General features: G+C 54.9%; 23 protein-coding genes and 1 pseudogene. 10 read left to right on the top strand and 14 right to left on the bottom strand.

Features of this window, described 5'->3' with window-relative positions; all coding sequences use genetic code 11:
- Positions 1-8: 8 nt before the first annotated feature.
- Both ttcA and L463_RS23680 read right to left on the bottom strand, forming a co-directional pair.
- Positions 9-944, bottom strand: coding sequence for a tRNA 2-thiocytidine(32) synthetase TtcA (ttcA, locus tag L463_RS07025; RefSeq protein ID WP_001186974.1), 936 nt, complete (start codon positions 942-944; stop codon positions 9-11).
- A gap of 49 nt (positions 945-993) precedes the next feature.
- Positions 994-1191, bottom strand: a pseudogene (locus L463_RS23680) (tyrosine-type recombinase/integrase); the annotation flags it as partial.
- A gap of 70 nt (positions 1192-1261) precedes the next feature.
- Between L463_RS23680 and L463_RS24605 the strand changes: the two are divergent.
- The 3 genes from L463_RS24605 to L463_RS07035 all read left to right on the top strand — a co-directional run bounded on the left by L463_RS24605 (position 1262) and on the right by L463_RS07035 (position 2235).
- Positions 1262-1393, top strand: a complete 132-nt coding sequence (locus L463_RS24605; RefSeq protein WP_017693355.1) for a hypothetical protein — start codon at positions 1262-1264, stop codon at positions 1391-1393.
- 219 nt (positions 1394-1612) lie between these two features.
- The gene (locus tag L463_RS07030) at positions 1613-1810 is read left to right on the top strand and encodes a hypothetical protein (RefSeq protein WP_000790642.1); all 198 of its coding nucleotides are present in this window, start codon (positions 1613-1615) and stop codon (positions 1808-1810) included.
- 2 nt (positions 1811-1812) lie between these two features.
- Positions 1813-2235: a GFA family protein gene (locus L463_RS07035; RefSeq protein ID WP_032103609.1), complete on the top strand. Its 423-nt coding sequence runs from the start codon at positions 1813-1815 to the stop codon at positions 2233-2235.
- Between the two features lie 34 nt (positions 2236-2269).
- Here L463_RS07035 and ompC read toward each other — a convergent pair whose 3' ends face one another.
- Complete coding sequence (ompC, locus tag L463_RS07040; protein ID WP_032103608.1) at positions 2270-3430, bottom strand: porin OmpC; 1161 nt, start codon at positions 3428-3430, stop codon at positions 2270-2272.
- 385 nt (positions 3431-3815) lie between these two features.
- On the bottom strand, positions 3816-7340 hold the full coding sequence (gene nifJ / locus L463_RS07045) for a pyruvate:ferredoxin (flavodoxin) oxidoreductase (protein WP_032103605.1): 3525 nt from the start codon (positions 7338-7340) through the stop codon (positions 3816-3818).
- A gap of 270 nt (positions 7341-7610) precedes the next feature.
- Between nifJ and L463_RS07050 the strand changes: the two genes are divergently transcribed.
- Complete coding sequence (locus L463_RS07050) at positions 7611-7877, top strand: putative hemolysin (RefSeq protein WP_003856935.1); 267 nt, start codon at positions 7611-7613, stop codon at positions 7875-7877.
- A 1-nt stretch (position 7878) separates the two neighbouring features.
- Here the strand turns inward: L463_RS07050 and hslJ are convergent, their stop codons facing one another.
- The 4 genes from hslJ to L463_RS07070 form a co-directional block, all read right to left on the bottom strand.
- A complete protein-coding gene (gene hslJ / locus L463_RS07055; protein WP_015570436.1) occupies positions 7879-8316 on the bottom strand; it encodes a heat shock protein HslJ in 438 nt (145 codons plus the stop codon).
- Between the two features lie 123 nt (positions 8317-8439).
- Positions 8440-8568: a DUF2474 domain-containing protein gene (locus L463_RS07060; protein ID WP_032673227.1), complete on the bottom strand. Its 129-nt coding sequence runs from the start codon at positions 8566-8568 to the stop codon at positions 8440-8442.
- On the bottom strand, positions 8568-9578 hold the full coding sequence (gene cydB, locus L463_RS07065; RefSeq protein WP_032103604.1) for a cytochrome d ubiquinol oxidase subunit II: 1011 nt from the start codon (positions 9576-9578) through the stop codon (positions 8568-8570). Before cydB ends, L463_RS07060 begins: the two co-directional genes overlap by 1 nt.
- A 5-nt stretch (positions 9579-9583) precedes the next feature.
- Positions 9584-10978, bottom strand: coding sequence for a cytochrome ubiquinol oxidase subunit I (locus tag L463_RS07070; RefSeq protein ID WP_032103603.1), 1395 nt, complete (start codon positions 10976-10978; stop codon positions 9584-9586).
- Positions 10979-11371: 393 nt separating this feature from the next.
- On the opposite strand from L463_RS07070, the gene L463_RS07075 reads away from it, so the two are divergent.
- The 3 genes from L463_RS07075 (at position 11372) to patD (ending at position 14631) form a co-directional block, all read left to right on the top strand.
- On the top strand, positions 11372-11560 hold the full coding sequence (locus L463_RS07075; RefSeq protein WP_017693360.1) for a cold shock small protein YmcF: 189 nt from the start codon (positions 11372-11374) through the stop codon (positions 11558-11560).
- An 82-nt stretch (positions 11561-11642) separates the two neighbouring features.
- Positions 11643-13067 (top strand): aminotransferase-like domain-containing protein, encoded by a 1425-nt coding sequence (locus tag L463_RS07080; protein WP_032103602.1) that lies wholly within the window; start codon positions 11643-11645, stop codon positions 13065-13067.
- A gap of 139 nt (positions 13068-13206) precedes the next feature.
- Positions 13207-14631, top strand: coding sequence for an aminobutyraldehyde dehydrogenase (gene patD / locus L463_RS07085; protein WP_017382269.1), 1425 nt, complete (start codon positions 13207-13209; stop codon positions 14629-14631).
- Positions 14632-14666: 35 nt separating this feature from the next.
- On the opposite strand, the gene L463_RS07090 is transcribed toward patD, so the two are convergent.
- Genes L463_RS07090 through L463_RS07100 form a run of 3 tightly spaced genes read right to left on the bottom strand, consistent with a single transcriptional unit; the run spans position 14667 to position 15560 of the window.
- Positions 14667-14849, bottom strand: a complete 183-nt coding sequence (locus tag L463_RS07090; protein ID WP_003856955.1) for a DUF1869 domain-containing protein — start codon at positions 14847-14849, stop codon at positions 14667-14669.
- A 3-nt stretch (positions 14850-14852) separates the two neighbouring features.
- Entirely contained in the window at positions 14853-15206 is a 354-nt protein-coding gene (locus tag L463_RS07095) for a TehB family protein (RefSeq protein WP_003856958.1), read from the bottom strand.
- 27 nt (positions 15207-15233) lie between these two features.
- On the bottom strand, positions 15234-15560 hold the full coding sequence (locus L463_RS07100; RefSeq protein ID WP_015570441.1) for a TehB family protein: 327 nt from the start codon (positions 15558-15560) through the stop codon (positions 15234-15236).
- Between the two features lie 243 nt (positions 15561-15803).
- On the opposite strand from L463_RS07100, the gene L463_RS07105 reads away from it, so the two are divergent.
- Together L463_RS07105 and L463_RS07110 are read left to right on the top strand one after the other, a co-directional pair.
- Positions 15804-15977 carry a GhoT/OrtT family toxin gene (locus tag L463_RS07105; protein ID WP_003856960.1) on the top strand — a complete coding sequence of 58 codons (174 nt, stop codon included), beginning with the start codon at positions 15804-15806 and terminating at the stop codon, positions 15975-15977.
- Between the two features lie 86 nt (positions 15978-16063).
- A complete protein-coding gene (locus L463_RS07110; RefSeq protein WP_032103598.1) occupies positions 16064-16822 on the top strand; it encodes an alpha/beta fold hydrolase in 759 nt (252 codons plus the stop codon).
- 33 nt (positions 16823-16855) lie between these two features.
- Here L463_RS07110 and L463_RS07115 read toward each other — a convergent pair whose 3' ends face one another.
- From L463_RS07115 to L463_RS07125, 3 genes are read right to left on the bottom strand one after another with little or no spacing between them, the layout of a single operon-like run.
- Positions 16856-19030: a virulence factor SrfC family protein gene (locus L463_RS07115; RefSeq protein WP_032103625.1), complete on the bottom strand. Its 2175-nt coding sequence runs from the start codon at positions 19028-19030 to the stop codon at positions 16856-16858.
- Positions 19027-22008 carry a virulence factor SrfB gene (locus tag L463_RS07120; RefSeq protein ID WP_032103597.1) on the bottom strand — a complete coding sequence of 994 codons (2982 nt, stop codon included), beginning with the start codon at positions 22006-22008 and terminating at the stop codon, positions 19027-19029. Before L463_RS07120 ends, L463_RS07115 begins: the two co-directional genes overlap by 4 nt.
- Before the next feature lie 4 nt (positions 22009-22012).
- Positions 22013-23350, bottom strand: a complete 1338-nt coding sequence (locus L463_RS07125; protein ID WP_032103595.1) for an SrfA family protein — start codon at positions 23348-23350, stop codon at positions 22013-22015.
- A gap of 282 nt (positions 23351-23632) precedes the next feature.
- On the opposite strand from L463_RS07125, the gene L463_RS07130 reads away from it, so the two are divergent.
- Positions 23633-25231 (top strand): ABC transporter substrate-binding protein, encoded by a 1599-nt coding sequence (locus tag L463_RS07130; RefSeq protein ID WP_032673226.1) that lies wholly within the window; start codon positions 23633-23635, stop codon positions 25229-25231.
- The last annotated feature ends 46 nt before the right edge of the window (positions 25232-25277 follow it).

Genomic DNA, 25277 nt, shown 5'->3' with positions numbered 1-25277 from the left:
CTGCCAGGTTACTTGACTTCTACCACGTTCAGGCGCAGTTCATCGAATTGCGCATCCTCTTCCTCTGGCTGCCAGCCAGCAGGCTGCATCGGGATCTCTTCGCGGTCAAACGCCAGATCCCCGCCATTCACCACCTCTGAACCGTGGTTAATCCCTTTGAAATCGAACAGTTCAACGTCGGCGAGGTGCGAAGGCACCACGTTCTGCATGGCGCTGAACATGGTTTCGATGCGGCCCGGATAGCGTTTATCCCAGTCACGCAGCATGTCGCCAATGACCTGACGTTGCAGGTTCGGCTGTGAGCCGCACAGATTGCACGGAATGATAGGGAAGGCTTTGGCCTGGGAGAAACGCTCAATGTCTTTCTCGCGGCAGTAGGCGAGTGGGCGGATCACGATGTGTTTGCCGTCGTCGCTCATCAGCTTCGGTGGCATTCCCTTCATTTTGCCGCCATAGAACATATTCAGAAACAGCGTTTGCAGAATGTCGTCCCGGTGATGACCAAGCGCAATCTTGGTGGCGCCCAGTTCGGTTGCGGTGCGGTACAGAATGCCGCGACGCAAACGTGAGCAGAGCGAGCAGGTCGTTTTGCCCTCTGGGATCTTCTCTTTAACAATGCCGTAGGTATTCTCTTCTACGATTTTGTACTCAACGCCCAGGTTCTCAAGGTACTCCGGCAGGATATGCTCCGGGAAGCCCGGCTGTTTCTGATCGAGGTTAACCGCGACCAGGGAAAAGTTCACCGGTGCGCTTTGCTGTAGATTGCGCAGGATCTCCAGCATGGTGTAGCTGTCTTTACCGCCCGACAGGCAGACCATGATGCGATCGCCTTCTTCAATCATGTTGAAGTCTGCAATGGCTTCGCCCACGTTACGGCGCAGTCGCTTTTGCAGTTTATTCAGGTTGTACTGTTCTTTCTTGTTAATTTCTTGATTTTGTTGCATCTATTCGTTACTCAGATCTCAAATGGGGCACAGGGTGAGGAAAACGATTTCAAAGCGTCAGCTTCGTGTTCATCTCTTCTATCCATGTAGCATAGATTTCATACACCATCTGCGCATTTACGTGCCCCATCTGGTTAGCGATAAAAGACGGGTTTGCGGCTACCGGTAAAAACCAGCATGCGAAAGTGTGTCGTGTATGGTACGGATTGCAGCGCCGAATGCCAGCACGATTTACAAATGAGCTCCACAGGAGAAGTTTGGTTAAGACTGAAGGGTTGTCTACACTTACAGCTTACGCAGTAAAAACGGAGGTGAAAATGACTGACCGTCCCGTTAATGGTGACCATCCTGATTATAATCCCAGCCCGGATAACCCGGACAAGGATGGAAAAAAACCGAAAGATGATCCTGGCTCAGCGCCTGAATCAGGCGATAAAGATCCAGAGTAATGACCTGCCGCCTTTTCGAAGGCGGTTTTAACACCCATTCGGCCTCTCTATGCGCACCGCTATTCATGTTGTCCTCTTCAACGTTGTCTGATAACCGCTCAGAACCCCTACTGTTTTGCCTGGCGAACAGCTGAGATAAAGCACGGATCTCATTCCCGCGTACCAGCGCGTTTTACATTTCTCCTGCTACGCTTTTGAGGGGGACAAGGGAGCGCTTCTATGAAAAATAAAGACGAGCAGACAGGATTAGTTGGGCTGGCGATTGGTGCCGCCGTTATCGGGCTGGTTTCATCCCAGAAGATCATCAACCGTGAAAGTATTGTCGCTGAGCTGGTAAGGCTCGGCAGGCAGAAGGGGGATGGTGTCGAAGATGAGGTCTTTTTAAAAGCGGCTGAGTTAGTGAGAAAAGGAGTATAACGATGGCTGACATTCGTCATGCACAGTGTCATTGTGGGGCGGTGAAATTTACGGTTGAGCTGTCGGACGGCCTGAATACCGCTCGTCGATGTAGCTGCTCGTTTTGCAGGATGCGTGGGGCGGTCGTGGTTTCCGCACCTTTGACGGGCATTAAGGTGACGCAGGGCGCGGACACGCTCACAGAGTACCGTTTCAACACCGGCACGGCGCGCCATTTCTTCTGTTCGATTTGCGGTATTTACACGTTCCATCAACGACGTTCCAATCCCAATGAATATGGTGTGAATGTCGCCTGTCTGGAAAATGTCACGCCATTCGACTTCCTGGAAGTGGCGGTAATGGATGGAGTAAATCACCCTATGGATGGCGACAGCGGGGTAATTGGTTATCTCTCTTTTCGCAAAGAACAGGCGAAACAGCGATAAAAATTAGCCCGCAGATCGCTGCGGGCTAACGGGATTAGAACTGGTAAACCAGACCTAACGCTACAATGTCATCCGTACCGATGCCATTGTTTTTGTAGAACGAATCATCTTCATCCAGCAGGTTGATTTTATAATCAACATAGGTGGACATGTTTTTGTTGAAATAGTAGGTAGCACCGACGTCAGCGTATTTCACCAGATCTTTATCGTCCTGGCCATTGCCCAGGTCTTTACCTTTGGACTGTAAATAGGAAATAGCCGGACGCAGACCGAAATCGAACTGATATTGTGCGGTGACTTCGAAGTTCTGGGTTTTGTTTGCAATACCGCCGCCATCTTGGCTATCGGTTGAACCATAAGGGGTCATATTGCGGGTTTCGGAATACATTGCCGCCAGGTAAATATTGTTAGCGTCATATTTCAGGCCAGCAGTCCATGCATCCGCCTTATCGCCACCTGCATACTGAGATGCTGCGCCAGTGCCAGCACTAACCTGATCGTTGGTACGGTCAGATGACGTATATGCCGCGCCTGCGCTGAAGCCCATGCCAAAGTCATAGGTGGTGGAGATACCGAAGCCATCACCGTTTTGATTACGAATGTTGTTATCTGAACGGTTATTAGTGCCTTCCTGAGAGCAGCCATACTCGTCACAGTTGCTGCCTTCATTATTACCCTGATACTGCACCGCAAAGTTCAGACCCTGCACCAGACCAAAGAAGTCGTTGTTACGGTAGGTCGCCACGCCGTTTGCACGACCGGTCATAAAGTTATCGGCATAAGTATAAGAGTCGCCACCAAATTCTGGCAGCATATCGGTCCAGCCTTCAACGTCGTACAGGACGCCATAGTTACGGCCGTAATCGAAGGAGCCGTAATCGCCCACCTTCACACCCGCGAAGGCCAGACGCGTCCAGGACTGATTGTCAGAACCTTCGGTGTTGTTTGCCTGAATGTTGTATTCCCATTGTGCGAAGCCGGTCATCATGTCGTTGATTTGGGTTTCACCTTTGAAGCCCAGTCGCATATAGGTTTGATCGCCATCTTTAGACGCGTCGTCAGAGAAATAATGCAGACCATCTACTTTGCCATACAGATCCAGTTTATTGCCGTCTTTATTATAAATTTCAGCTGCGTGAGCGGCGCCAGCCATTAACAAAGCGGGGATCATCAGTGCCAGTACTTTTCTTTGCATTTTGATTATTCCTTTGCAGTTATTTTTTTATTACTTCGTGAACTTTCCGGGCTGGAAAGCTGTCCCATGCTAAATCACTCTGACGGCGGGTGAATAAAATATAATTGTTACGGGTTAAGTAAAATCTAAACTAAATGATGCGGTAGAAATAACGATTGATGCCATGAATGAATTATTATAATCAATACAAAATAAAAATTATTAATTACGTGGAAAACAAGGTAACCTTCACGCCGTTATATGCCTTTAAGATTTTTTCATCCATAATTCACGTGAATATTGTTCAGAACATTGAGGCAATTTTCACCGATCTTCTGGATTCGCCCGGTGCACGTGCATCGGGCTTTTTTTGGCAAAAAAATGCCCGGACAAGCCGGGCATAAAGTTATTCACTGGTCGATTTTTCGGCTTTCCCCGCCAGTTGCGCCAGGAAGTCATACCGCTTCTGTAGATCCGCTGCCGCATCCTTCCATAGCTGCTCTGCCACTTCTGGCTGTTGAGCGTTCAGCCTGCGGAAACGCTGCTCCTGAAGTAAGGTTTCGGCAAGGGCGTCTGACGGCGGACGCGAATCCAGCGCCAGCGGCAATTTCCCTTCATCGGCACGGCGCGGGTCGAAGCGGTACAGTGGCCAGAAGCCGGTTGCGGTGAGCTGACGCATCTGGTCGTGGCTGAGCGCCAGATCGTAGCCATGCTCCTCACACGGACTGTAGGCGATAATCAGCGACGGCCCTGGATACGCTTCCGCTTCCTGAATGGCTTTCACCGTCTGGTTGAGCTGCGCCCCCAGCGAAATCTGCGCGACGTAGACGTGTCCATACATCATCATGCTGACGCCCAAATCTTTACGCGCCTTGCGCTTGCCGTGCTCACCAAATTTCGTGACCGCCCCCAATGGCGTTGCTTTCGAGGCCTGTCCGCCGGTGTTGGAATAGCACTGAGTATCAAGCACCAGAATATTGACGTTTTCGGTCAGGCTCAGGACATGATCAAGACCGCCGAAACCAATATCGTAGGCCCACCCGTCGCCGCCGATCAGCCAGACAGATTTTTCAACCAGCGCGTCAGCATCAGTCAGGAATTGTTCAGCTCCTTCAACACCCTTAAGCGCGTTGCGCAGTTCAGCAACCTGCGCGCGACGAACGTCAGGTGTGGCCTCCGCATGCAGGGCATCATTCAGTTCTGCCGGGATCTTATCGGCAAACTGTGCGAGCAGACGCATTACGCGGGCGCGGTGCTGATCGACCGTCAGACGGAATCCCAGACCAAATTCTGCGTTGTCCTCGAAAAGCGAGTTTGCCCACGCCGGGCCGCGACCGTTCGCGTCGGTGGTGTATGGCGTGGACGGCAGGTTACCCCCGTAGATCGACGAGCAGCCCGTCGCGTTGGCAATCAGCATTCGGTCACCGTAAAGCTGAGTGAGCAGTTTGATATACGGTGTTTCGCCGCAGCCGGAGCACGCCCCGGAGTACTCGAAGAGCGGGGTGATGAGCTGCGAGGTACGAATGTCAATGCGTTCCAGCTTGTTGCGATCGATTTCGGGCAGGTCGAGGAAGAAATCATAATTCACTTTCTCTTCTTCAACATGTTCAAGACGCGACATCATATTGATGGCTTTGATTGACGGGTCCTGACGATCTTTCGCCGGGCACACCTCGACGCACAGGTTACAGCCGGTACAGTCTTCCGGCGCCACCTGTAGGACATATTTCTGACCACGCATATCGCGGGATTTTACATCCAGCGAGTGCAAACTTTCCGGCGCGCCATCTAACGCTTCTGGCGACACCACTTTGGCGCGAATGGCCGAGTGCGGGCAGGCCGCCACGCAGTGGTTGCACTGGGTGCACAGCTCTTCTTTCCAGATGGGAATCGCTTCGGCAATGTTGCGTTTTTCCCAGCGGGTCGTGCCCATCGGCCAGGTGCCGTCAGGCGGAAGCGCAGAGACGGGAAGGGTGTCGCCCAGTCCGGCAAGCATCGCCGCCGTGACGGTTTTGACGAAATCCGGGGCGGCGTCAGACACCACGGGCGGCCGGTTCGGACTGCTGGCATTGACCGGCTGCAACGGCACCGCGAACAGCGATTCGCGGGCCAGCGCCAGCGCCTGCCAGTTGCGCTCAACCAGCTCCTGACCTTTGCTGCTGTAGCTTTTGGCGATCGCCCCCTGGAGTTCCATCAGCGCGCTGTCGCCCGGCAGAATATTAGTCAGGTGGAAGAACGCCATCTGCATAACCGTATTGATACGCGCCGCCAGGCCGCATTCGCGGGCGATCTTCGCGGCGTTAATGACATACAGGCGCGCCTGTTTCTGGTTAAGCACTGCCTGGACTTCCTGGGGCAGGCGTGCCCAGACCTCGTCGGCGCTGTAAGGGGTGTTGATCAGGAAAATACCGCCGGGCTTCAGGCGCTCGGCCATCTGATATTTATCAATGAACTGGAGCTGGTGACAGCCAACAAAATCTGCCTGAGAAATCAGGTATGCCGAGCGGATCGGGTGTTCGCTGACGCGCAGGTGGGAAACGGTCAGTCCGCCCGCTTTTTTGGAGTCGTAGACGAAATATCCTTGCGCATACCACGGCGTAGAGTTGCCGATAATTTTGATGTTGTTCTTGGTCGCCGAGACGCTGCCGTCGCTACCCAGACCGTAGAACAGCGCTTCCAGTTTCGCATTCGAGGGCAGGGTGTTTTCCGGCAAGGGGAGAGAAAGGTTAGTCACGTCATCATAAATGCCGACCGTAAAGCGCGGCTTCGGTTTTGCCTCGCGGAGTTCAGCAAATACCGCCAGGACGCACTCCGGTCCGAACTCTTTGGAAGACAATCCATAACGCCCGCCAATGACGCGCGGCAGCGTTTCGCGCTCACCGCGGTTAAACGCCTCAGCCAGAGCGGTCATCACATCCAGATAAAGTGGCTCAGCCTGTGCGCCAGGCTCTTTGGTGCGGTCCAGTACCGCCACTGCACGCGCGCTGTCCGGCAGGGCTACGAGCAGGTGTTTCGCTGAGAAGGGACGGTAGAGGCGAACTTTGAGCACGCCAACTTTTTCACCACGCGTCAATAGCTCATCAACCACCTCTTCACAGGTGCCAATGGCGGAGCCCATCAGGACGATCACGCGCTCGGCCTGCGGATGACCGTAATATTCAAACGGCTTATATTCGCGGCCCGTCGCAGCGGCAAAATCGTCCATCGCCTGTTCAACGTGCTCATAGACCGCGTTGTACCACGGGTTTGTCGCCTCGCGGGACTGGAAATAGGTATCCGGGTTCGCAGAGGTACCCCGGATCACCGGATGTTCCGGATTGAGGGCGCGAGCGCGATGCGCATCGATGTCAGCCTGCGGCAGCAGATTAAGAATAGTGTCGTCCGGTAGCGGAACGATTTTATTGATCTCGTGGGACGTACGGAAACCATCGAAGAAATGAATGAATGGCACTCGGCTTTTCAGCGTGGCGATATGCGAAATCAGCGCGAAGTCCTGCGCTTCCTGCACGCTGCTGGCGCAGAGCATAGCGCAGCCGGTCTGACGCACGGCCATCACATCTGAGTGGTCGCCAAAAATAGAGAGAGCGTGAGTGGCTACGGTGCGTGCGGCAACGTGCAACACAAACGGCGTTAATTGCCCTGCCAGCTTGTAAAGCGTGGGGATCATCAACAGCAGCCCCTGAGACGACGTGAACGAGGTCGACAGGGCACCGGTCTGCAACGCACCATGCACGGTGGCAATGGCACCGGCTTCGGACTGCATCTCTACAACCCGCGGGACATCGCCCCAGACGTTTTTTATCCCATTACCAGCCCAGGCGTCAGCCTGTTCAGCCATCGTGGAGCTGGGAGTGATGGGGTAGATGGCGATCACTTCGCTGGTACGAAACGCAACAGACGCGACTGCACCATTGCCGTCAATAGTTTGCATAGGACAACACCCTTACATTGCGCAAAAAGAGGGGCCTGAAAAACGACGACAGACCCTGAATATTATCTGTGTATTTTAGCAAAGCTCAGGTTTTACGATTTTCGCTTTTGTGTCCTTGGTATGCGCTGTATCAATGACTCGATGGCTACTCGCGTTAAAAAATTGCGAGAAATTGTAACCAGGGCGCATAAATACGCACATCCGCTCTCGACGATGCGGCGCGTGATGCCTATTATGCATAGGTTTCGCGTTAATTATGGGGAGGAAGGTATGCGTTCAGCATTTTGGGTCGGATGTGCCGCGTTACTGTTGTCGGCATGCAGCAATGAACCTGTACAGCAGGCGACAGCGGCACACGTTACGCCGGGTATGCGAGCGGCGATGTCCAGTTCAGGTCAGGCCAACTGCGCAATGATCGGCGGTTCACTCTCCGTTGCCCGTCAGCTCGACGGCTCCGCCATCGGCATGTGCGCATTGCCAAATGGCAAACGCTGTAGTGAGCAGTCGCTTGCCGTAGGTTCGTGCGGAAGTTACTGAGTTATTCGACTCGCTTAAACATCAATGTTTTATTGGCTGTCGCCAGCGTTAACTGGTCTTCGGTCAGGTCTACCTGTGCGCCTGTGCGTAGCATATCGGCGATGGTCTGATCCAGTTCATTTAGCTGCGGCTCGGTGCAGAGTTTCCGCGTCATTGCCAGCGTTTTGACCGTCAACTCTCCTTCGGACAGTTTCCCCTGGCCGTTGAAGCCGTTGCACATTGTGCCGGAGACGACAATGTTGTTAATCAGGCTGATATTGGGTTGCGCACTGAAGCGAATTTCAGGCTGCGTTTTCCCGCCTTTAACCGCTTTGCCATCCACATTTTCCAGAACGAAACGATGATTCTCTAGCTGTTCGGTCTGAACGGAGGCTTTACCAGGATTAACGCATCCAGCCAGTGCGAGGCTGATTAAACTTACTGCCGCGAGCTTTTTCATTTTTTTTCTCAAACTATCAATACCGTAAATATTTTTTCAGTGTAACCATACCCTCCTGGGTGTTAATGGGGTTTATCTGAAAGTGCGGGAAGGGACCGGGCGGCGGCGCACCCGGTCAGTGAGTTAGTGCGATTTAAATCTGGCTGCGGTCATCAGCATTTTAAAGAGCATACTTACGCAGGCCAGCGCCAGAACGCTGCCGCCCCAGATGATGGCAAGCCACATCAAACGTTTCCATACAGGTTGTTGCATCAGTGATAACCCTCCCCATGCTGTACTTTTCCGCGAAAAACGTAATAACTCCAGAAGGTGTAGACCAGAATCACGGGAATGATCAACAGTGCACCCACTAACATAAAGCCCTGGCTTTGGGCTGGCGCAGCGGCCTGCCACAGGGTAATGTCCGGCGGGATAATATGCGGCCAGATGCTGATCCCAAGCCCGCTAAAGCCAAGAAAAACCAGCCCTAAAGTCATAATAAACGGCAGAGTATGGCTCGCAGGATCATTCAGGCAGCGCCACTGGCACAGACTCAGGATCGCAACCAGCGCAGGAACGGGCAGCAGATAAAACAGATTCGGCAGCGTAAACCAGCGCGCAGCAATAGCTGGTTGGGCGAGAGGGGTCCAGATACTGATTACTGCAATGAATACCAGAAGCAGGAGCAGAAGCACTTTCGATACCTGACGCATCCGCTGTTGCAGGGCATTTTCGCTTTTCATTACCAGCCACGTTGAACCTAGCAGCGCGTAAGCCACTACAAGACCCGCACCGCAGAAAAAATTGAACGCGGTAAACCAGTCAAACGGACCACCGCTGTAAGCGCGACCAGTGACGCTGAACCCATGGATGACCGCGCCGACGGTGATGCCCTGGCTAAAGGTCGCCACAATTGATCCACCAATAAAGGCCTTATCCCAGAACGGGCGGTGCGCCGGAGTGGCCTTGAAGCGAAATTCGAAGGCGACGCCACGAAATATAAGCCCGATCAGCATTATTGTCAGTGGAATGGTTAGCGCGTCGATGATAACCGCATAGGCGAGAGGAAAGGCGCCAAACAGGGCCGCACCGCCAAGCACCAGCCAGGTTTCGTTGCCATCCCAGACGGGAGCCACGCTATTGACCATCACGTCGCGGTCTTCCGCATTCGGCGTTGCCGGAAACAGGATGCCTATCCCCAAATCAAAACCGTCCATCACGATATACATCAACGTGGCGAAAACGATAATCACGAACCAGATAATGGAAAGATCGATACCCATTACGGTTACTCCTTAAATTCAGTGGTGACGGCAGAAAGCGGACGAGCAGGGCGGCCATCGGATTCAGTCGCGAAGGATTCATGGGGCTGCGGCCCTTTTTTAATCAGACGCACCATATAGCTGTAACCCACGCCGAATACCGCGGTATAAACCACGAAGAAGGCCAGCAAACTGACGCTCATGTGCAGATCGCCATGCGCGGAAACCGCATCCTTTGTACGCTGTAGACCATAGACGACCCAGGGCTGGCGGCCGACCTCCGTTGTTACCCATCCGGCGAGGATCGCGATCAGCCCGGACGGCCCCATCAGCAGGGCAAACCACAGGAAGGAACGTGAGGTATAAAGGCGCTGTTTATAACGCAGCCAGATTGCCGTCACGCCCAGGAGCAGCATCAACATTCCCAGGCCGGCCATGATGCGGAAAGACCAGAAGACAATGGTGGCGTTCGGGCGATCTTCTTTTGGGAACTCCTTCAATGCCGGAACCTGTTTATCGAGACTGTGGGTCAGGATCAGGCTGCCGAGAGCGGGAATTTCCAGGCCAAAACGGGTCCGTTCCTGCTCCATATCCGGCCAGCCAAATAGCAGCAGTGGGGTAGGCTCACCCGGCGGATTCTCCCAGTGGCCTTCTATGGCGGCTATTTTCGCTGGCTGGTGTTTTAAGGTGTTAAGTCCGTGCATATCCCCCACCAGCGCCTGGACTGGGGCCACGATCAACGTCATCCACAACGCCATGGAAAACATGGTGCGAATAGCGGGCGTATTGTTTCCGCGCAGCAAATGCCAGGCCGCGGAAGCACCGACAAACAGCGCGCTGCTGAGAAATGCCGCTATTGACATGTGCAGCAGGCGGTAAGGGAAGGAGGGGTTAAACACCACGGCAAACCAGTCCACCGGAACGACCTGACCGTTGATGATTTCATACCCTTGCGGTGTCTGCATCCAGCTGTTTGACGAGAGGATCCAGAACGTAGACATGAGGGTCCCCAGTGCGACCATGCAGGTCGAAAAGAAGTGCAGCCCCGGCCCGACCTTATTCCAGCCAAACAACATTACCCCGAGGAACCCCGCCTCAAGGAAGAACGCGGTAAGCACTTCATAGGTCAGCAGGGGGCCGGTAATACTGCCCGCGAACTGCGAAAACCCACTCCAGTTAGTGCCAAACTGATAAGCCATCACCAGGCCAGAGACCACGCCCATCCCAAAGTTGACGGCGAAGATCTTCGACCAGAAATGGTACAGCGAGCGCCAGACGGGATTTTTTGTTTTCAACCACAGCCCTTCCAGCACGGCGAGATAGCTCGCCAGGCCAATGGTTATCGCCGGAAAAATAATATGAAAGGATACGGTAAAGGCGAACTGTATTCGCGCAAGATGAAACGCATCTGGACCAAACATGCACTGCCTCAATGTTAAACGGTGTACTGTTATGATAGAGAGGCGGCAAGTGAGATATCAGAAGCAGAAATCGATAATTTATCTATAACAGTTGTGGGAAAAGGTGAACTTTATCTGGCTGATATAGGTAACAAGGAAGAATAAAAAATTTCTTTTTATGATTTTTACGCATTAAACAGCTTGCTTTGTCGCCAGCAACATGCGTTAATGGATTTCTGGTTTTGAATCCAAATAAATATCTGACGTAGTTTTATAAAGCAGTTCTCATCACGTTGTGCCTCTCCGCAGCCTCTCTTGGGTCTTTATCTACATTCCGATTAGTTTTGTATCGAACCATTTATTGCCTGATCGGCTCATGAGTAATTTACGTTTTTACGTTTACAGGAGAATCCTATGACTTCTTATATCCATTTCCGCTGCCCATGCTGTCATGGCTCGCAGTACCGCACCTCAGCTTTTGATGTGTCTGACAAAAATCCGTTCGGCGCGAAATGCATTTTCTGCAAATCGTCGATGATCACGCTCGACCACCTGGCCGCAGCGCGTTCTGCTCAGAATCACATTACAGAGTACCGCAAGTAATCTGCCGCGTTTCCTATAACAGTTAGCAAAATCTTCTCTTTTTCTCCTGCTGATATACACTGTCAGCAATAAGGAGAATCTGATGAAAAAATACCAGCGTCTGGCGCAACAAATTATCTCGCAGATTGAGCTTGGCGTATGGTTGCCGGGCGATAAGCTGCCTTCTCTGCGAGAGCAGGTGGCAAGCAGCGGCATGAGTTTTATGACCGTGGGCCACGCGTATCAGATGCTGGAAAGTCAGGGGCGCATTGTTGCCAGACCGCAGTCAGGCTATTACGTTGCCGCCCGCCCGATCACACACCAGCCTGCACCGCCCGCGCAGGTGATGCGCGATGAAGTGGTCGACATCAACACCTATATTTTCGACGTGCTACAGGCCAGCCGCGACCCCTCCGTTGTCCCTTTTGCCTCGGCGTTTCCCGATCCGCGCCTTTTCCCGCTTCAGCAACTCAACCGATCGCTGGCTAACGTCAGCAAAACGGCTACCGCCATGAGCGTGATCGAAAACCTGCCGCCGGGTAACGTCGACTTACGTCATGCCATTGCCCGTCGCTACGCTCAGCAGGGAATGAATATCTCCCCGGATGAAATTGTGATCACCGCGGGCGCGCTTGAGGCGCTTAACCTCAGTTTGCAGGCTGTGACTGAACCAGGGGACTGGGTTATCGTTGAAAACCCCTGTTTTTATGGCGCACTCCAGGCGCTTGAACGTCTGAAACTGAAAGCGCTGTCGGTTGCCACTGACGTGCGTGAGGGCATCGATCTCAGTGCCCTTGAGCAGGCGTTAAATGATTATCCGGTGAAAGCCTGCTGGCTGATGACCAACAGTCAGAACCCGCTCGGCTTCACGCTGAGTGCAGAGAAGAAAGCTCAGCTGGTGGCCTTACTCACCCGGCATAACGTCACGCTGATTGAAGACGATGTTTACAGCGAACTCTACTTTGGCCGCGAAAAGCCGCTTCCGGCAAAGGCCTGGGATAAGCAGGATATGACGTTGCACTGCTCCTCATTCTCCAAGTGTCTGGTGGCCGGTTTCCGTATTGGCTGGGTGGCGGCGGGAAAACATGCGCGCCGTATTCAGCAGTTGCAGCTGATGAGTACGTTGTCCACCAGCTCTCCCATGCAACTGGCGCTGGTGGATTACCTGGCGACCAAACGTTACGACGCCCACCTTCGTCGCCTGCGACGCACGCTTGCTGAACGCAAACAGCAGGCCTGGCAATCGCTTTTGCGTCATATGCCTGCTGGTGTCAAAATCCATCACAACGACAGCGGCTATTTTTTATGGCTGGAACTACCTGAACAGCTGGATGCGGGGCGGTTGAGTGAGAAGGCGTTAACCCATCAAATTAGCATTGCGCCCGGCAAGATGTTTTCCACCTCCAATATCTGGACACCGTTTTTCCGTTTCAATACCTCATGGGGCTGGGGCGAGCGGGAAGAGCAGGCGGTCATCCAGCTGGCGGGGTTAATCCGCGAAATGATGCTGCACCCAGTCACACCTTGATGAAAATTCCTGAAGCGACATAACGCGCAGTCTACCTTTAGTAAGGGAGCGCGGATTGGTAACGTGACGTTGTCACGTACCGACCCGCCAGAACGTGTGCTGACAGCGAAAACAATGTCGATTTCAACAGGACGATGCTATGCAAAATCAATTGCTGATTAATGGTGAACTGGTGACCGGCGAAGGTGAGAAGCAGGCGGTTTACAATCCTGCCACGGGTGAAGTGCTGCTGGAGATGGCTGAAGCGTCGGCAGCACAGGTGGACGCTGCCGTCCAGGCGGCCGATCGCGCATTCACAGAGTGGGGACAAACGACGCCGAAAACGCGCGCCGAATGTCTGTTGAAACTGGCTGATGTGATAGAAGCCAACGCTGACGCGTTCGCAAAACTGGAGTCCCTTAACTGCGGGAAACCGCTGCACTGTGTCCAGGGGGACGAGATCCCGGCCGTGGTCGATGTGTTTCGCTTCTTTGCCGGGGCCGCCCGCTGCCTGAACGGGCTGGCTGCCGGAGAATATCTTGAAGGACATACCTCGATGATCCGCCGCGACCCGGTTGGCGTTGTCGCCTCTATTGCCCCCTGGAACTATCCTCTGATGATGGCGGCGTGGAAGCTGGCGCCCGCGCTGGCGGCGGGAAACTGTGTCGTCATCAAGCCGTCTGAAATCACCCCGTTGACGGCGCTGAAGCTGGCGGAACTGGCGAAAGATATCTTCCCGCCAGGTGTGCTGAACGTGCTGTTTGGTCGCGGAAAAACCGTAGGAGATCCGCTGACCGGCCACGAAAAAGTCCGTATGGTTTCTCTCACCGGCTCTATTGCTACCGGAGAACATATTATCGGGCATACCGCATCTTCAGTTAAACGTACCCATATGGAATTGGGCGGAAAAGCCCCGGTCATTGTCTTTGACGATGCAGATTTGGATGCCGTGGTTGAAGGCGTGCGTACGTTTGGTTTCTACAATGCTGGTCAGGATTGTACCGCAGCCTGTCGTATCTATGCCCAGAAGGGGATTTACCCCGCGCTGGTCGAAAAGCTGGGCGCAGCCGTTGCCAGCCTGAAAATGGGCGCGCCGGACGATGCGTCAACCGAGCTGGGACCGCTCAGCTCCGCAGCGCATCTTTCCCGCGTTTGCGCTGCCGTGGACGAAGCCAAAACCCTTGGACATATCCGCGTCGTCACCGGTGGCAGTAAAAGTGAGGGGGCAGGATATTACTTCCAGCCAACGCTGCTGGCCGGGGCGAAGCAGGAAGATGCGATCGTCCAGCGAGAAGTGTTTGGCCCGGTGGTCAGTGTGACAGAATTTGAGGATGAAGCGCAGGTGCTGAACTGGGCTAACGATTCGCAATACGGCCTGGCCTCGTCCGTCTGGACAAAAGACGTCGGACGCGCCCATCGCCTCAGCGCACGGTTGCAGTATGGCTGCACCTGGGTCAATACCCATTTTATGCTGGTGAGCGAAATGCCGCACGGCGGGATGAAGTTATCCGGTTATGGCAAAGATATGTCGGTCTACGGACTTGAGGATTACACGGTAGTCCGGCATGTAATGATCAAACACTAAACCTTCATGCCCGGCGCAGTGCCGGGCGATTCAGCTTACCAGCCACAGACCTCGTGTTCATTTTCCGTATCGTAGGCGCGAACGGTGTTCACCAGATCCTTCACGACATCTGCCGCGACGTCCGGGATCAACAGCTCCATTGGCGCTTCTGTTTCATAATCCACCGACACGCCGTTGCTGTTGTTGGTGACGGTCACGGTATAGGTAGCCTTACCCATTATTTACTCCTTATGCGTGTTGACCACTTTACCGATGCCCGCACCGCTGAGCGTGACGGCAGGATCCGCGAAAAAGTCGATATTAAAATAGGTGTCGTCGGTCAGTAGCTCAATGCGGTGCCATTTTTGGGGTGGGGAGATGCCAAAAGAACCGGCCTCAATAACCACTTCCAGATCGGGTTCGGTGGCGTCGCCATCGGCAAAGCCAAAGTAACGCACCGCACCCTGCATGACGGACAACCGACCGTACACGCCGGCTTTGGTGTTGTGATGGGTAAAAAGCGCTTTTGGGGCGGTCTCTTTATTCCAGAACGGCGTCGAGCGGGTATGAACAAAGTTTTCAGGAATACGTAACATCATAGTTTCCTTCATGTTGGCGGGTGCTTAAAGGGATTTAAGCACCTCAGGTTCAACAAAGAATTCAATATTGAACAGGGTGTCGTCGGTCATCACCTCAATGTGGTGCCATCTCTCTGGCGGGAAAACGCCGAAACGACCCGCTTCAATGACGAGCTCGCTGTCAGGCTCAGGTGTGAATTCATCAGCATAGCCCAGATAACGCACTGCGCCACGCATCACCGACAGGCGAGGGTAAACGCCCGGACGCGTGCCCGTATCCAGGTGACGTTTAAAAATACCGGCGGGGGCCGTTTCTTTGTTCCAGAAAGGCGTGGAACGGGTGTGAATGCAACTCTGCGGAATGCGTAGCATGTTTCCTCCCTTAAAAGCCTGCTGTTATTAAACTGCTTTCTGCGGGGATGGATTTATCAAAAAGTGCATTTAATATGCACCTTATCAATAATAACCGTTTTGCTTTACCCGGCGTTGTTACACAAGATACTCAGTTGTTATTATCCTTAGTATTTAAGTGGTTATGATGTAACGAAAAAACTTGATTTGTGTCAACATATGACGCATATTGCGTGCGGTTATTTTTCGGCTCAGGTAAACAGAATGACGTTGTATCAAAAGATGTTGGTGTTCTACGCAATCATGGCCTCCATCTGCGCATTAATCACCTGGTTCCTTTCTAAAGATCGTAAACGTATTCGCCTGTTGAGCGCATTCCTGGTGGGTTCCACCTGGCCGATGAGCTTTCCTGTTGCCCTGTTGATCTCTCTTTTCTGAAGCACGCTTCCAGAATCGGCATCCAGACATAGCATTCCATACATTGAGGCTGTATAAATATACAGTCTGTCCTACATGGAGTGCTTATGAACAGTTTCTATTCGCAGCAAGCAGGCTGCACTGTGCGCTGGCAGGATCTTCCCGGTTTCGGTGACCCGGTTGTGTTTATTCACGGGTTGGGCTGTGCATCGTCGTATGAATATCCTCGTATTGTCTGTGATACCCGTTTCGGGGGGCGCAGAGCCATTCTGATCGATCTTCCCGGTAGCGGTTACAGTGACAAACCTGACAACTACCGTTATCGCACGAGCGAACAGGCGCTGGTGGTTGTTGAACTGTTAAACCATCTCGGCCTGGATAGTCTATGGCTCTATGGTCATAGCATGGGGGGGAGTATCGCGATCGAGACGGCAACGTTGTTAACGTCGCGCGTTAAGGGCCTGATAGTGTCTGAACCCAATTTTCATGCGGGTGGCGGGATGTTCAGCCGAGCAATTGCGGCCCAAACGGAACAACATTTTCTGGCTCAGGGCTATGATGACATGCTTCGGGCGGAAACGTCGCCGTGGGCTGGAAGCCTTCAAAGCAATGCTCCCTGGGCCGTCTGGCGCGGCGCAACAAGCCTGGTCGAGGGCGTTAAACCTGACTGGGAACACCTGTTCTTGTCATTGCGCTGCCCGGTAATGTTAGTTTTTGGTGAGCGATCCTTGCCTGATGACGACTTTAATCGCCTGCAACAAAACGGCGTTGCTGTAAAAATTATCCCTGATGCGGGCCATTCAATGTCCTGGGAAAACCCGTCAGCGTTGGCTCAGGCTTTATCTGGATTCATACACGGCTCATGAATGGGCAGCCCGCATTGCTGCGGGCTGCAATGATTAAGACAGCAAGGCAGACAAGGCTTTCCGCGCAGCAGGCTGAACGTCATACGGGCACTGATAATCCACGTTCTCAATCGCGCGGGTGTAGAGCGCAACCAGCCAGTCATAAACATAGGCTGTCGCCGCATGGACAGGCTGCTCGCCAAGTCGGGTAAGACGGGGTGAAGCGCTGCTCACAACTGGCGTCACAAAAATTGGCTGACCTTTGCGGATCCGGCTTGCAGGCCGTTCAGAAACGGGCGTCATTTCATAGCCAAGCCAGCTAATGAAATTGCCTGTCGCGGCATGCAGCTGCGCGGCACTGCTTTTATCTTTTTCTGCAATGCGTTGCAGTTGCAGCGGCAGATCCAGCCGGTAGCTGGTAACGATCAGCACATCCGCAATCTGCTGTAATACCTCTGCGTCCAGGCCCAGACGGGCAGCCGCCGCGTCGTTGCGACTCCACTGACGAAGATGGTTAACCCACACGTTATGGGCCAGCCGCGCCTTGTCTTTGGTCTGCAACGCGCCTGGATTTTCCTGCGTCTCTTCCGCAAACAGATCGATAACATCGTTAAACAGGCCGTTGACCTGTTCCTCACGAGGCTGGTGAACGGTCAGCAGCGTCTCAAACGCGTTTAACGGCGGCAGAAGTCCCTCAAGCAGTTCACCATGACGAGCGGCACTGCCTTGCAGCGTTCGGACCATTTTTTCGGCCATTGCCCGCCCTGCGCCAGGCTCCTGAGTGAGAGGCGCGACATATGGGCGAATCAGCGTCGACAGCGACTCTTGTAACAGCCTTTTCAGCGCGCGGAGACGCTTCTGGCGCTGTGCCGGCAGGGTAGCCTGCGACAGCCACTCAATCACCCGCTGCATGCTGTGGGTATCGAGCGCCTGGAGCGTGCCCCAGCGCAGACCCGGCTGGCCCAGCAATTGCTGCACCGCTTCGTCCAGATTCTGCTTTGTGGTAAACCGCGCATCATGAGGGGTAATGGCCCAGACCAGCCCCGGCAATGCGGATTCTTCAACCGGCTGCGTCTCTTTGACCCAGTTTTGCAGGAGCCTTGCCGTTTTCGCGGTCTGCTGGTGGTGCGCCGTTGCATTGCAGATAACCAGGACATCCGGCTGAATGTGCTGACGATAATGCTCCAGCAACCACAGGCATTTTGCCTGCATCATCAGCGGCGTGTTTTCCTCAGAAATGGCAGGGATATCAATGATGTCAACGTTATCCAGCACGCAGTTCTTAACGGGCAGCACCACTTCGCGGGTCAGAGATGCCAGTACATCGACGGGCAGGCTAATGGCGTTAAGCAGCTCGCCGTTTTTTACCGGATGAAGCAGTGTTTCCTGTGCTTCCGGCAGGGTAAACGCCCCGTGCGTAAGGAAGCCTTCGCAGGGCAGACCAAAGCTGTCCACCAGCAGACTCAACGGCGCCGCAAGCGCGCTGGCATGGCTGGTTTGATGCAGCACCTGGGCGAATTTAAGCCACTGCTGGGTTAACTCCTGCTGCTCACCCCACAGCAGAGACCAGACGCTGGCGCGGGTGCTGAGATCAAGTGACGGAACCAGCAGGGCAAACTGGTGCCACAGGGCATCATCAATATGCTGCTTAGCACCGGGTACTACGCTTTGCCAGAACCGGGCAATGGTCGCGACTTCCCGCGCCGTCATTCCCGGCACGCTCTGCGGTTGACGCAGCGCCCGCCACTTTTCAAGCCGGGTTTCAATCACCGATTTATCCACCGCGCGGATCTGCGGATCCAGCGTGGTGCGCGCGATAAACAGCTGCACCAGCTCGGCCTCCGTTACCAGGCGCAGGCGTAAGGGAAACGCGTCGTCTGCGACCTCGCGGGACGCTCTGCTGAAACGCACGGCCATGTTGGTCGGTGCATGCCCGGGGTTAATATGCGAGAAGTAATCAAACGTGCGTTGACCCGGCGTAACGTTCAGCCGTTCGTCCCCGCTGCCGCAAAGTGCAGCCAGCAGGTGCGCTTTCGCGGCCTGCGAGTGGCCATATAAGCCGATACTGCCCTGGCTGACAAGGGCGCGATCGAGCGCCTCTTCACGCGCGCTTACTGCGTTAAGGCGGGCAAGCAGGGCGTCGGCTTCGTTATCCAGCATCGGGGCGTGCTGTCGCGTCTCGTTGATCCACCCGATTAAGGCCTGAGTGGTGGCAGTCGTCGCAGTCATTTGAGGTATACGCTCCCGCTGTCGATCCAGTAGTGGCTGCCGCTGTGTCGGCGATCGGCCAGAGTATTCAGTTTAAAGGTCAGGGCATTCGGCGGCACTGGCGTGCCGTCCTGTAGCCAGGCATCACTCAGCTCGAAAGATTCCGGGCCTTCCTGCTTAGTGCCGCCACGCAGCTTCAGGCGCACGTTCAGTACGCCGTCGCCCGCAATGGCTTTCGCCAGCTCGGCTGAGTTGATGCTCAGGGTATAGAGCGGCGTCGCGGGCCAGCGGGCATTGGCCAACTGCCGGAAGCCGAGCGTAACGTTGCCGCGCAGCGGGAAGTGCAGACGGGCGTCCAGTTTCGCGCCGGGTTTATCGAGGTCGATATCGTGATACCAGACGTTCTCGTCCCGCAGGGTATTGATCGTGTTATCCAGCACGCCCAGATAGCGCACCGTAGAGTACGCGCCGATATCCGCTGCTTTAAAGTTAAAGCGCGGCAGACGAAGATCCAGCGCCAGGCTACAGAGCATCGCTCCCACCGCAGCGGTGGATTTCGGGTTGCCGATCCGTCCCTGCTGGCTGAACGGATACCATTCATGAACCTGGTATTTATCCAGCCAGACGATGCGGTTGACGGGCACCGGTTGCAGGTGGCGAATCAAGGCCTGAACGCCCGGCAGACAGCCCGGCCGTCCCGTGATCAGCAGGATATCGCAGCTGTAATGAGAGATCGCCTCACATACCGCATGAAGCGGGGCGGCAAGCGTGAACTGACCCGCCAGCATGGCGTCCCGCATCTCCCGGAAGCTGACGTGCAGCGGTACGCTGAACAGATCAAAGTGTTCTGAGCCGGCAGGCAACGCATGGTCGATCGCCTGCTGGAGATAATTCATCACGTTGCGCGTCGGTTTTTGCGCAAGCAGATCGCCAAAGGTGGCATGCAGCCCGGCCAGCGGATCGTCAACATCGCTCGATTCCCACGCCGCCAGGATCGCGTGACCGATCGGCATAAAGAGCTGAAGCGCCGTCTGCTGGCGCAGGACCGCCTGGGTATCGATCCGCCCGGAGTCACCGAACAGGGATGCCATCAGCTGGGAGGCATCGGCTATGCCGGATTTCTGAAGCTGGGTTTGCAGGGCGGGCAGAACGTAGCGCTGGATCACGTCCAGCAGCGTGTCGTCACCGGCTACCTTGAACCCTTCGCGGAACAGCAGCTGCGGGGTGATTTTGACGTTATTCCCGGAACCATCATCTAACTGATAGTGCGTGATGGCCATATCCGTCGTGCCGCCGCCGATATCAATCGAGGCCACGCGCAGCGCACGCCCCGGCTGGACGCCAGGCTCAGGCGCGCGATCCGGACGGGCGAGGGAGGCGAAAAAGGCCTCGGTCTGGCCACCAAAATGGGAAATGGCTTCGTTATACAGCCACACCAGCTGGCCGCAGCTGGCCTCGTCCCACTCCATCTGGATCTCAGGGACCGGCACCACGCTTTTTTCCTGCTGCTTGCGGCTGGCAAAATCTTCATCCTGCGGGTGCCAGCCCATCGCTTTCCAGACGATGGCGATGGCTTCGAACATGCGGCGACGGAAAATCTCGCGCTCCTGTTTCGGCATTGCCGACGGCAGGGTGAGGATCAGCGTCCGCAGCTGGCGGGGAGAGGCCGGGAAGCCGAGCCGCAGGCGGGTGGCCACGCTGTTAATCTGGCCAAGCGCCTGAGCCAGCAGCTCGCAGAGCATGTGCGTCATCAGGGTGCTGCGGCTGTACTGCGGAGAGAACACCGGCAGGCGCTCATCCTGCGGCAGCGTAAAGAGCGGTTCCCCGTCGTCGTTCATCAGGTTCATCAGCGGAAACGCGGTTGCCAGCGGTTCGCGCTGGGTTTTGCTATTCATCTGGCTAAAGCGCCAGTCCTGCACCACCGGCGTCTCGTCCCACAGATAGCGACGCGGGCTGGAGATGCCGCTGTTGCCTTCCGTGCCCAGACGCTGCATCGCCAGCTTACGCGCTTCATCACCCACGCGGACAATCGACGGCCAGACGAACGCATCCTCCCGGCCGCTTTCCACGGAGAAGTGCTGTTTGCCAAAACGCGCTTCAGAAAACTCAAGTCGGCTGGTAAACAGCGGCTCATTCAGGAACTGCGGCTCACTCAGAGATCGTACCTGAAGTTCAGCCGTCTGACGCAGGCCGTCGTTGGCATCACCATGATCTTCAATAATCACGCCGCAGGTATGGGTGTTGCCTACGTCAAGGATCAAATCGACAGGAATAGCAGGGGTGCTCAGGGTATGGGTGACAAACTTCACTTCCGGCACGGTGAGTTGTTCACCGAGCATGGAGAGCAGGTTGAGCCAGTGCGCCTGATATTCAAAGCTGCGCATGGCCTGATGCAGCTCGCGCTCGGAGCGTTTTTCAACCCCGTCGGCAAACTGCGTGAAGGCTTCGCGCAGCCAGCCGTCAATCCAGGTCTGGTCGAGGAAACTCTCAACCTCACTGTCGCGCCAGGCGAGCGCGAAACGCGTGCCGTTCAGGATATCGTTTTCAACCGGCGACAGGGCAGACGTCGCATGCTCTGCAATCTGGCTGTCGAGCGCGACGGTGACCCGGTGCGTATTGCCAGCTGCGTCGGGCGTGGAAAGCTTTCGTACCTGGACGCGCGCCCAGTTATCCGGGCCTTCAACAAACGTCCGCGGCGGGTTAAAGCGCAGGAAAGGGATCGGCAGCCAGACGCCGTCCAGCACGGTCAGGGAGTCATGCAGTGGAATGGTGCTTTCAGGCTTGACCACTTCCGGCTGCCCGCCATCGGTGGCAGGGAGCGTGTACCGGCCGTTAACCAGGTCAAAATCCAGACGCAGCAGCGGGCCATTTGCCGTTTTACGCACGAAACGCCCGTTGCTGGCGGTGTCCTGCGGAGTCAGGCCAAAATCGAGAAACTGCACGCCGCTGTTAGCAATCAGCGTCACGCTCTGTTTATAGTCGCAAAGATTAACCAGCATAGGATCAAACACCTGCTTTCTTGAACGTCAAAGGAACGACGGTGTTGGCATCGTAACGTGCGGTGCATTCCGCCACATCGCTGGCACCTGCCTTACAGGTCACTTCCGGCATCGGATAGCGTGAACCGTCGGTGCAACGCGCGTTTCCGCGCGTTTTGATCAACAGCTCGCCGTTGCTGTGTAATCCGGAAAAGACGTCTACCCGGCAGACAATGTTGTCGCCATGCACGACCCGGGCAAAACCTTTATTGTTCTGGATCTGGTAGCGCAGCGACGGCGGTTTGCCGGTGAGCGGATCCTGCACATCGAGAAACGCGCGCCAGGTGCCGTTCAGGAAGCGCGTTAACCCCGCTTTGACCTGGTTTGCCTCCATCACCATCGCATCTTTCGGTATCGCGGTAATGACCACCGGTTCGGCTGCCGGGGCAGGCGTTTTCACCTTCGGCTCTACCACTTCGGCCTGGTGCAGCGGGAGTTTCAGTTCAAGCGGCTCAACCGTCTTTATGGGGGCCGGAGCAATGGCGACGGGTACTGGCGCTGGTGTGGCAACAGGCGCTGCGATCGGGGCCTGTTCTGGCCAGAGCAGCGGGGTGGCGATGGCTGCAATAATGACGGCGGCAACCGGCAGCAACCACAGGGGGGAGCGACGTTTTTTCTGTATGGCCGCCGGTGCGGGCTCTGGCGGCGCGGCGTTCATGCGCACCGGCTCTGGCGTATACAGTTCATCGTCGGTGATACGGACTGTAGTCACAGGCGTGATAAGCGGCGCGTCGGCCTGCTCAAAGGTCACCACCGGGGCCGGTTCTGGCTCCGGTTCAGGTTCTGGCTCGTTAATCACCACTGGCTCAGGTTCAGGGACCAACGATTCGCGCAGGCAGTCCAGCACGTCGTCGCGCGCGTTTTCGTTAAGGTTGACGAAACCCCAGAAGCAGATCACCGGTTTGCCATCCACCAGGAAAACAAAGTTTTCACCGGGAAACTGAAAGGCTTTTGAGAGCAGAGAGCCAAACAGTTGCTGCGCCGTTTTCGGTGACTGAAGGCATTTTTTACTCAGCGACTCCACGCTGGTGAGCGTGTTTTCCAGATAGCGCAGGGCGCGATAACGATCATCTTCATCCGCCGCCTTCCAGCTGGAGACGGTTCCCTCAACCGGGGAGTACCAGTCAACGCGATCGCCGCCGTCGTTGACTTGGGGGATGGCCAGGCAATCAACGATAGCCTGTTGTTTGCGCAACCGAAGCGCTTCGCGGATTTGCAGCGCTGATTCAAAAACGGCCTGTCCGCCGCCGCCAACGGCCTGAAAATCATCCAGATTACCGCTGCGTAAAAGTGTTTTTGCCACGATTTGGTCCTGTAGACTTTTTCACGCCATTACTTTAGCGAATCAGGTAAGCAAGCAAACGGCTGAGGAGACGGCAAAAGGGACGATTTCTTGCGGCATTGATCGTGACGGTTGTGCTTGACGAATAATGGACCTTAAGGCAAATCGGTTTCTGCGGGCTGATGCTAAAACCAGCGAAATGTACGGCTTTAGAATAACCTGATAGTGATTCGTTATTTGTCAGGCCAAAACGTCTGTGCTGTTATTACTGTTCACTATAATAAAACCGAAAGGGTAATAACCATGTCTACAGGGAAAACTGTGCTCGCCCTCGCGCTGAGCGCGCTGCTACCGGCAAGCGCCGCATGGGCGGCAAACAAAGACACCATTATCTACTGCTCCGAGGCGTCGCCGGAGTCGTTTAACCCGCAGATCGCCAGCTCTGGGCCCTCATTTGTCGCCAGCTCGCAAACGCTGTATAACCGTCTGATTAACTTCGACCCGGTAAAAAACACGCCGGTGCCTTCTCTGGCCGAGTCGTGGACCATTTCGCCAGACGGCAAAACATACACGTTTACCCTGCGTAAAGGGGTAAAGTTCAACAGCAATAAATACTTCAAACCGACCCGTGATATTAACGCTGATGACGTTATTTTCTCCGTTATGCGTCAGAAAGACCCTAAGCATCCCTATCACAATGTTTCCCAGGGTAATTACGAATACTTTAATGACGTGGGCCTCGACAAGCTCATTCAGGATGTGAAAAAGATCGACGATTATCACGTTCAGTTCACGCTGAGTGAACCCAACGCGGCGTTCCTGGCCGACTGGGGAATGGACTTCGCCTCGATCCTCTCTGCCGAGTACGCGGACGCGATGCTGAAAAAGGGTACGCCTGAAAATGTGGATACCTGGCCAATCGGCACCGGCCCGTATGTGCTTCAGCAGTACAAGGTGGATTCGCTGATCCGCTACGTCGCCAATCCGAACTACTGGGAGGGAGAGGTGCCGACCAAACACCTGATCTTCTCCATCACGCCAAATGTTGAGACGCGTCTGGCTAAGCTGCAAACGAACGAGTGTCAGATCATTCCTGCGCCGTCGCCGGTGCAGTTTGAAGCGATCAAGAAAAACAAAGACCTGACCCTGCACTCGGTGGATGCGCTGAACGTGGGGTACCTAGCGTTCAACACGGAGAAAAAACCGTTTGATAACGTGCTGGTGCGCCAGGCTCTGAATTACGCAACGGACAAAAAGGCCATTGTTAACGCGGTCTTTATGGGGTCTGGTACGGTCGCTAAATCGCCGATCCCGCCGAACATGCTCGGCTTTAACAAAGACCTGAAGGATTACGGCTACGATCCGGAAAAAGCGAAAGCGCTGCTGAAGCAGGCGGGTCTGGATAAGGGCGCGGAAGTGACCCTCTGGTCCATGCCGGTTCAGCGTCCGTACAACCCGAACTCGCGACGCATTGCGGAGATGATCCAGGCTGACTGGGCGAAAGTGGGCGTGAAGGCGAAAATCGTCTCATACGAGTGGGGGGAATATCTCTCCGGCATGCGTAAAGGCGAGCATGATTCCGCGCTGTTCGGCTGGATGTCTGATAACGGCGATCCGGACAACTTCGCCGATGTGCTGCTGGGTTGTAACAGCATCAAAACCGGATCTAACGCCGCGCGCTGGTGTGATAAGGGGTATGATGAGCTGGTGCAAAAGGCCAAACTGACCAGCAACCCGGACGAACGTGCGAAGCTGTATGGCCAGGCACAGGAGATTTTCTACCAGCAGGCACCGTGGATTGCGTTAGCTAACGGCAAAACGTTCTACGCGACCCGCAGCAACGTGACCGGGTACAGCGTGAGTCTGATGGGCAGTGACTTCTCGAAAGCGAAGCTGAACTGATCGTATTCTTGCAGGGTGGCGGCTATGCCTTACCCGGCCTACAGTT

Origin of the sequence: Enterobacter sp. BIDMC 27, from assembly GCF_000534415.1 — a bacterium.
Classification (GTDB): domain Bacteria; phylum Pseudomonadota; class Gammaproteobacteria; order Enterobacterales; family Enterobacteriaceae; genus Enterobacter; species Enterobacter hormaechei_C.
Note: the sequence above shows the minus strand (reverse complement) of the source record. Positions and strands in the feature narration are given on the sequence as shown.

Coding starts and splice junctions, on each gene's coding strand:
- ttcA (WP_001186974.1), bottom strand. CDS start 944: ATGCAACAAAATCAAGAAATTAACAAGAAAGAACAGTACAACCTGAAT.
- L463_RS24605 (WP_017693355.1), top strand. CDS start 1,262: ATGACTGACCGTCCCGTTAATGGTGACCATCCTGATTATAATCCCAGC.
- L463_RS07030 (WP_000790642.1), top strand. CDS start 1,613: ATGAAAAATAAAGACGAGCAGACAGGATTAGTTGGGCTGGCGATTGGT.
- L463_RS07035 (WP_032103609.1), top strand. CDS start 1,813: ATGGCTGACATTCGTCATGCACAGTGTCATTGTGGGGCGGTGAAATTT.
- ompC (WP_032103608.1), bottom strand. CDS start 3,430: ATGCAAAGAAAAGTACTGGCACTGATGATCCCCGCTTTGTTAATGGCT.
- nifJ (WP_032103605.1), bottom strand. CDS start 7,340: ATGCAAACTATTGACGGCAATGGTGCAGTCGCGTCTGTTGCGTTTCGT.
- L463_RS07050 (WP_003856935.1), top strand. CDS start 7,611: ATGCGTTCAGCATTTTGGGTCGGATGTGCCGCGTTACTGTTGTCGGCA.
- hslJ (WP_015570436.1), bottom strand. CDS start 8,316: ATGAAAAAGCTCGCGGCAGTAAGTTTAATCAGCCTCGCACTGGCTGGA.
- L463_RS07060 (WP_032673227.1), bottom strand. CDS start 8,568: ATGCAACAACCTGTATGGAAACGTTTGATGTGGCTTGCCATCATCTGG.
- cydB (WP_032103604.1), bottom strand. CDS start 9,578: ATGGGTATCGATCTTTCCATTATCTGGTTCGTGATTATCGTTTTCGCC.
- L463_RS07070 (WP_032103603.1), bottom strand. CDS start 10,978: ATGTTTGGTCCAGATGCGTTTCATCTTGCGCGAATACAGTTCGCCTTT.
- L463_RS07075 (WP_017693360.1), top strand. CDS start 11,372: ATGACTTCTTATATCCATTTCCGCTGCCCATGCTGTCATGGCTCGCAG.
- L463_RS07080 (WP_032103602.1), top strand. CDS start 11,643: ATGAAAAAATACCAGCGTCTGGCGCAACAAATTATCTCGCAGATTGAG.
- patD (WP_017382269.1), top strand. CDS start 13,207: ATGCAAAATCAATTGCTGATTAATGGTGAACTGGTGACCGGCGAAGGT.
- L463_RS07090 (WP_003856955.1), bottom strand. CDS start 14,849: ATGGGTAAGGCTACCTATACCGTGACCGTCACCAACAACAGCAACGGC.
- L463_RS07095 (WP_003856958.1), bottom strand. CDS start 15,206: ATGTTACGTATTCCTGAAAACTTTGTTCATACCCGCTCGACGCCGTTC.
- L463_RS07100 (WP_015570441.1), bottom strand. CDS start 15,560: ATGCTACGCATTCCGCAGAGTTGCATTCACACCCGTTCCACGCCTTTC.
- L463_RS07105 (WP_003856960.1), top strand. CDS start 15,804: ATGACGTTGTATCAAAAGATGTTGGTGTTCTACGCAATCATGGCCTCC.
- L463_RS07110 (WP_032103598.1), top strand. CDS start 16,064: ATGAACAGTTTCTATTCGCAGCAAGCAGGCTGCACTGTGCGCTGGCAG.
- L463_RS07115 (WP_032103625.1), bottom strand. CDS start 19,030: ATGACTGCGACGACTGCCACCACTCAGGCCTTAATCGGGTGGATCAAC.
- L463_RS07120 (WP_032103597.1), bottom strand. CDS start 22,008: ATGCTGGTTAATCTTTGCGACTATAAACAGAGCGTGACGCTGATTGCT.
- L463_RS07130 (WP_032673226.1), top strand. CDS start 23,633: ATGTCTACAGGGAAAACTGTGCTCGCCCTCGCGCTGAGCGCGCTGCTA.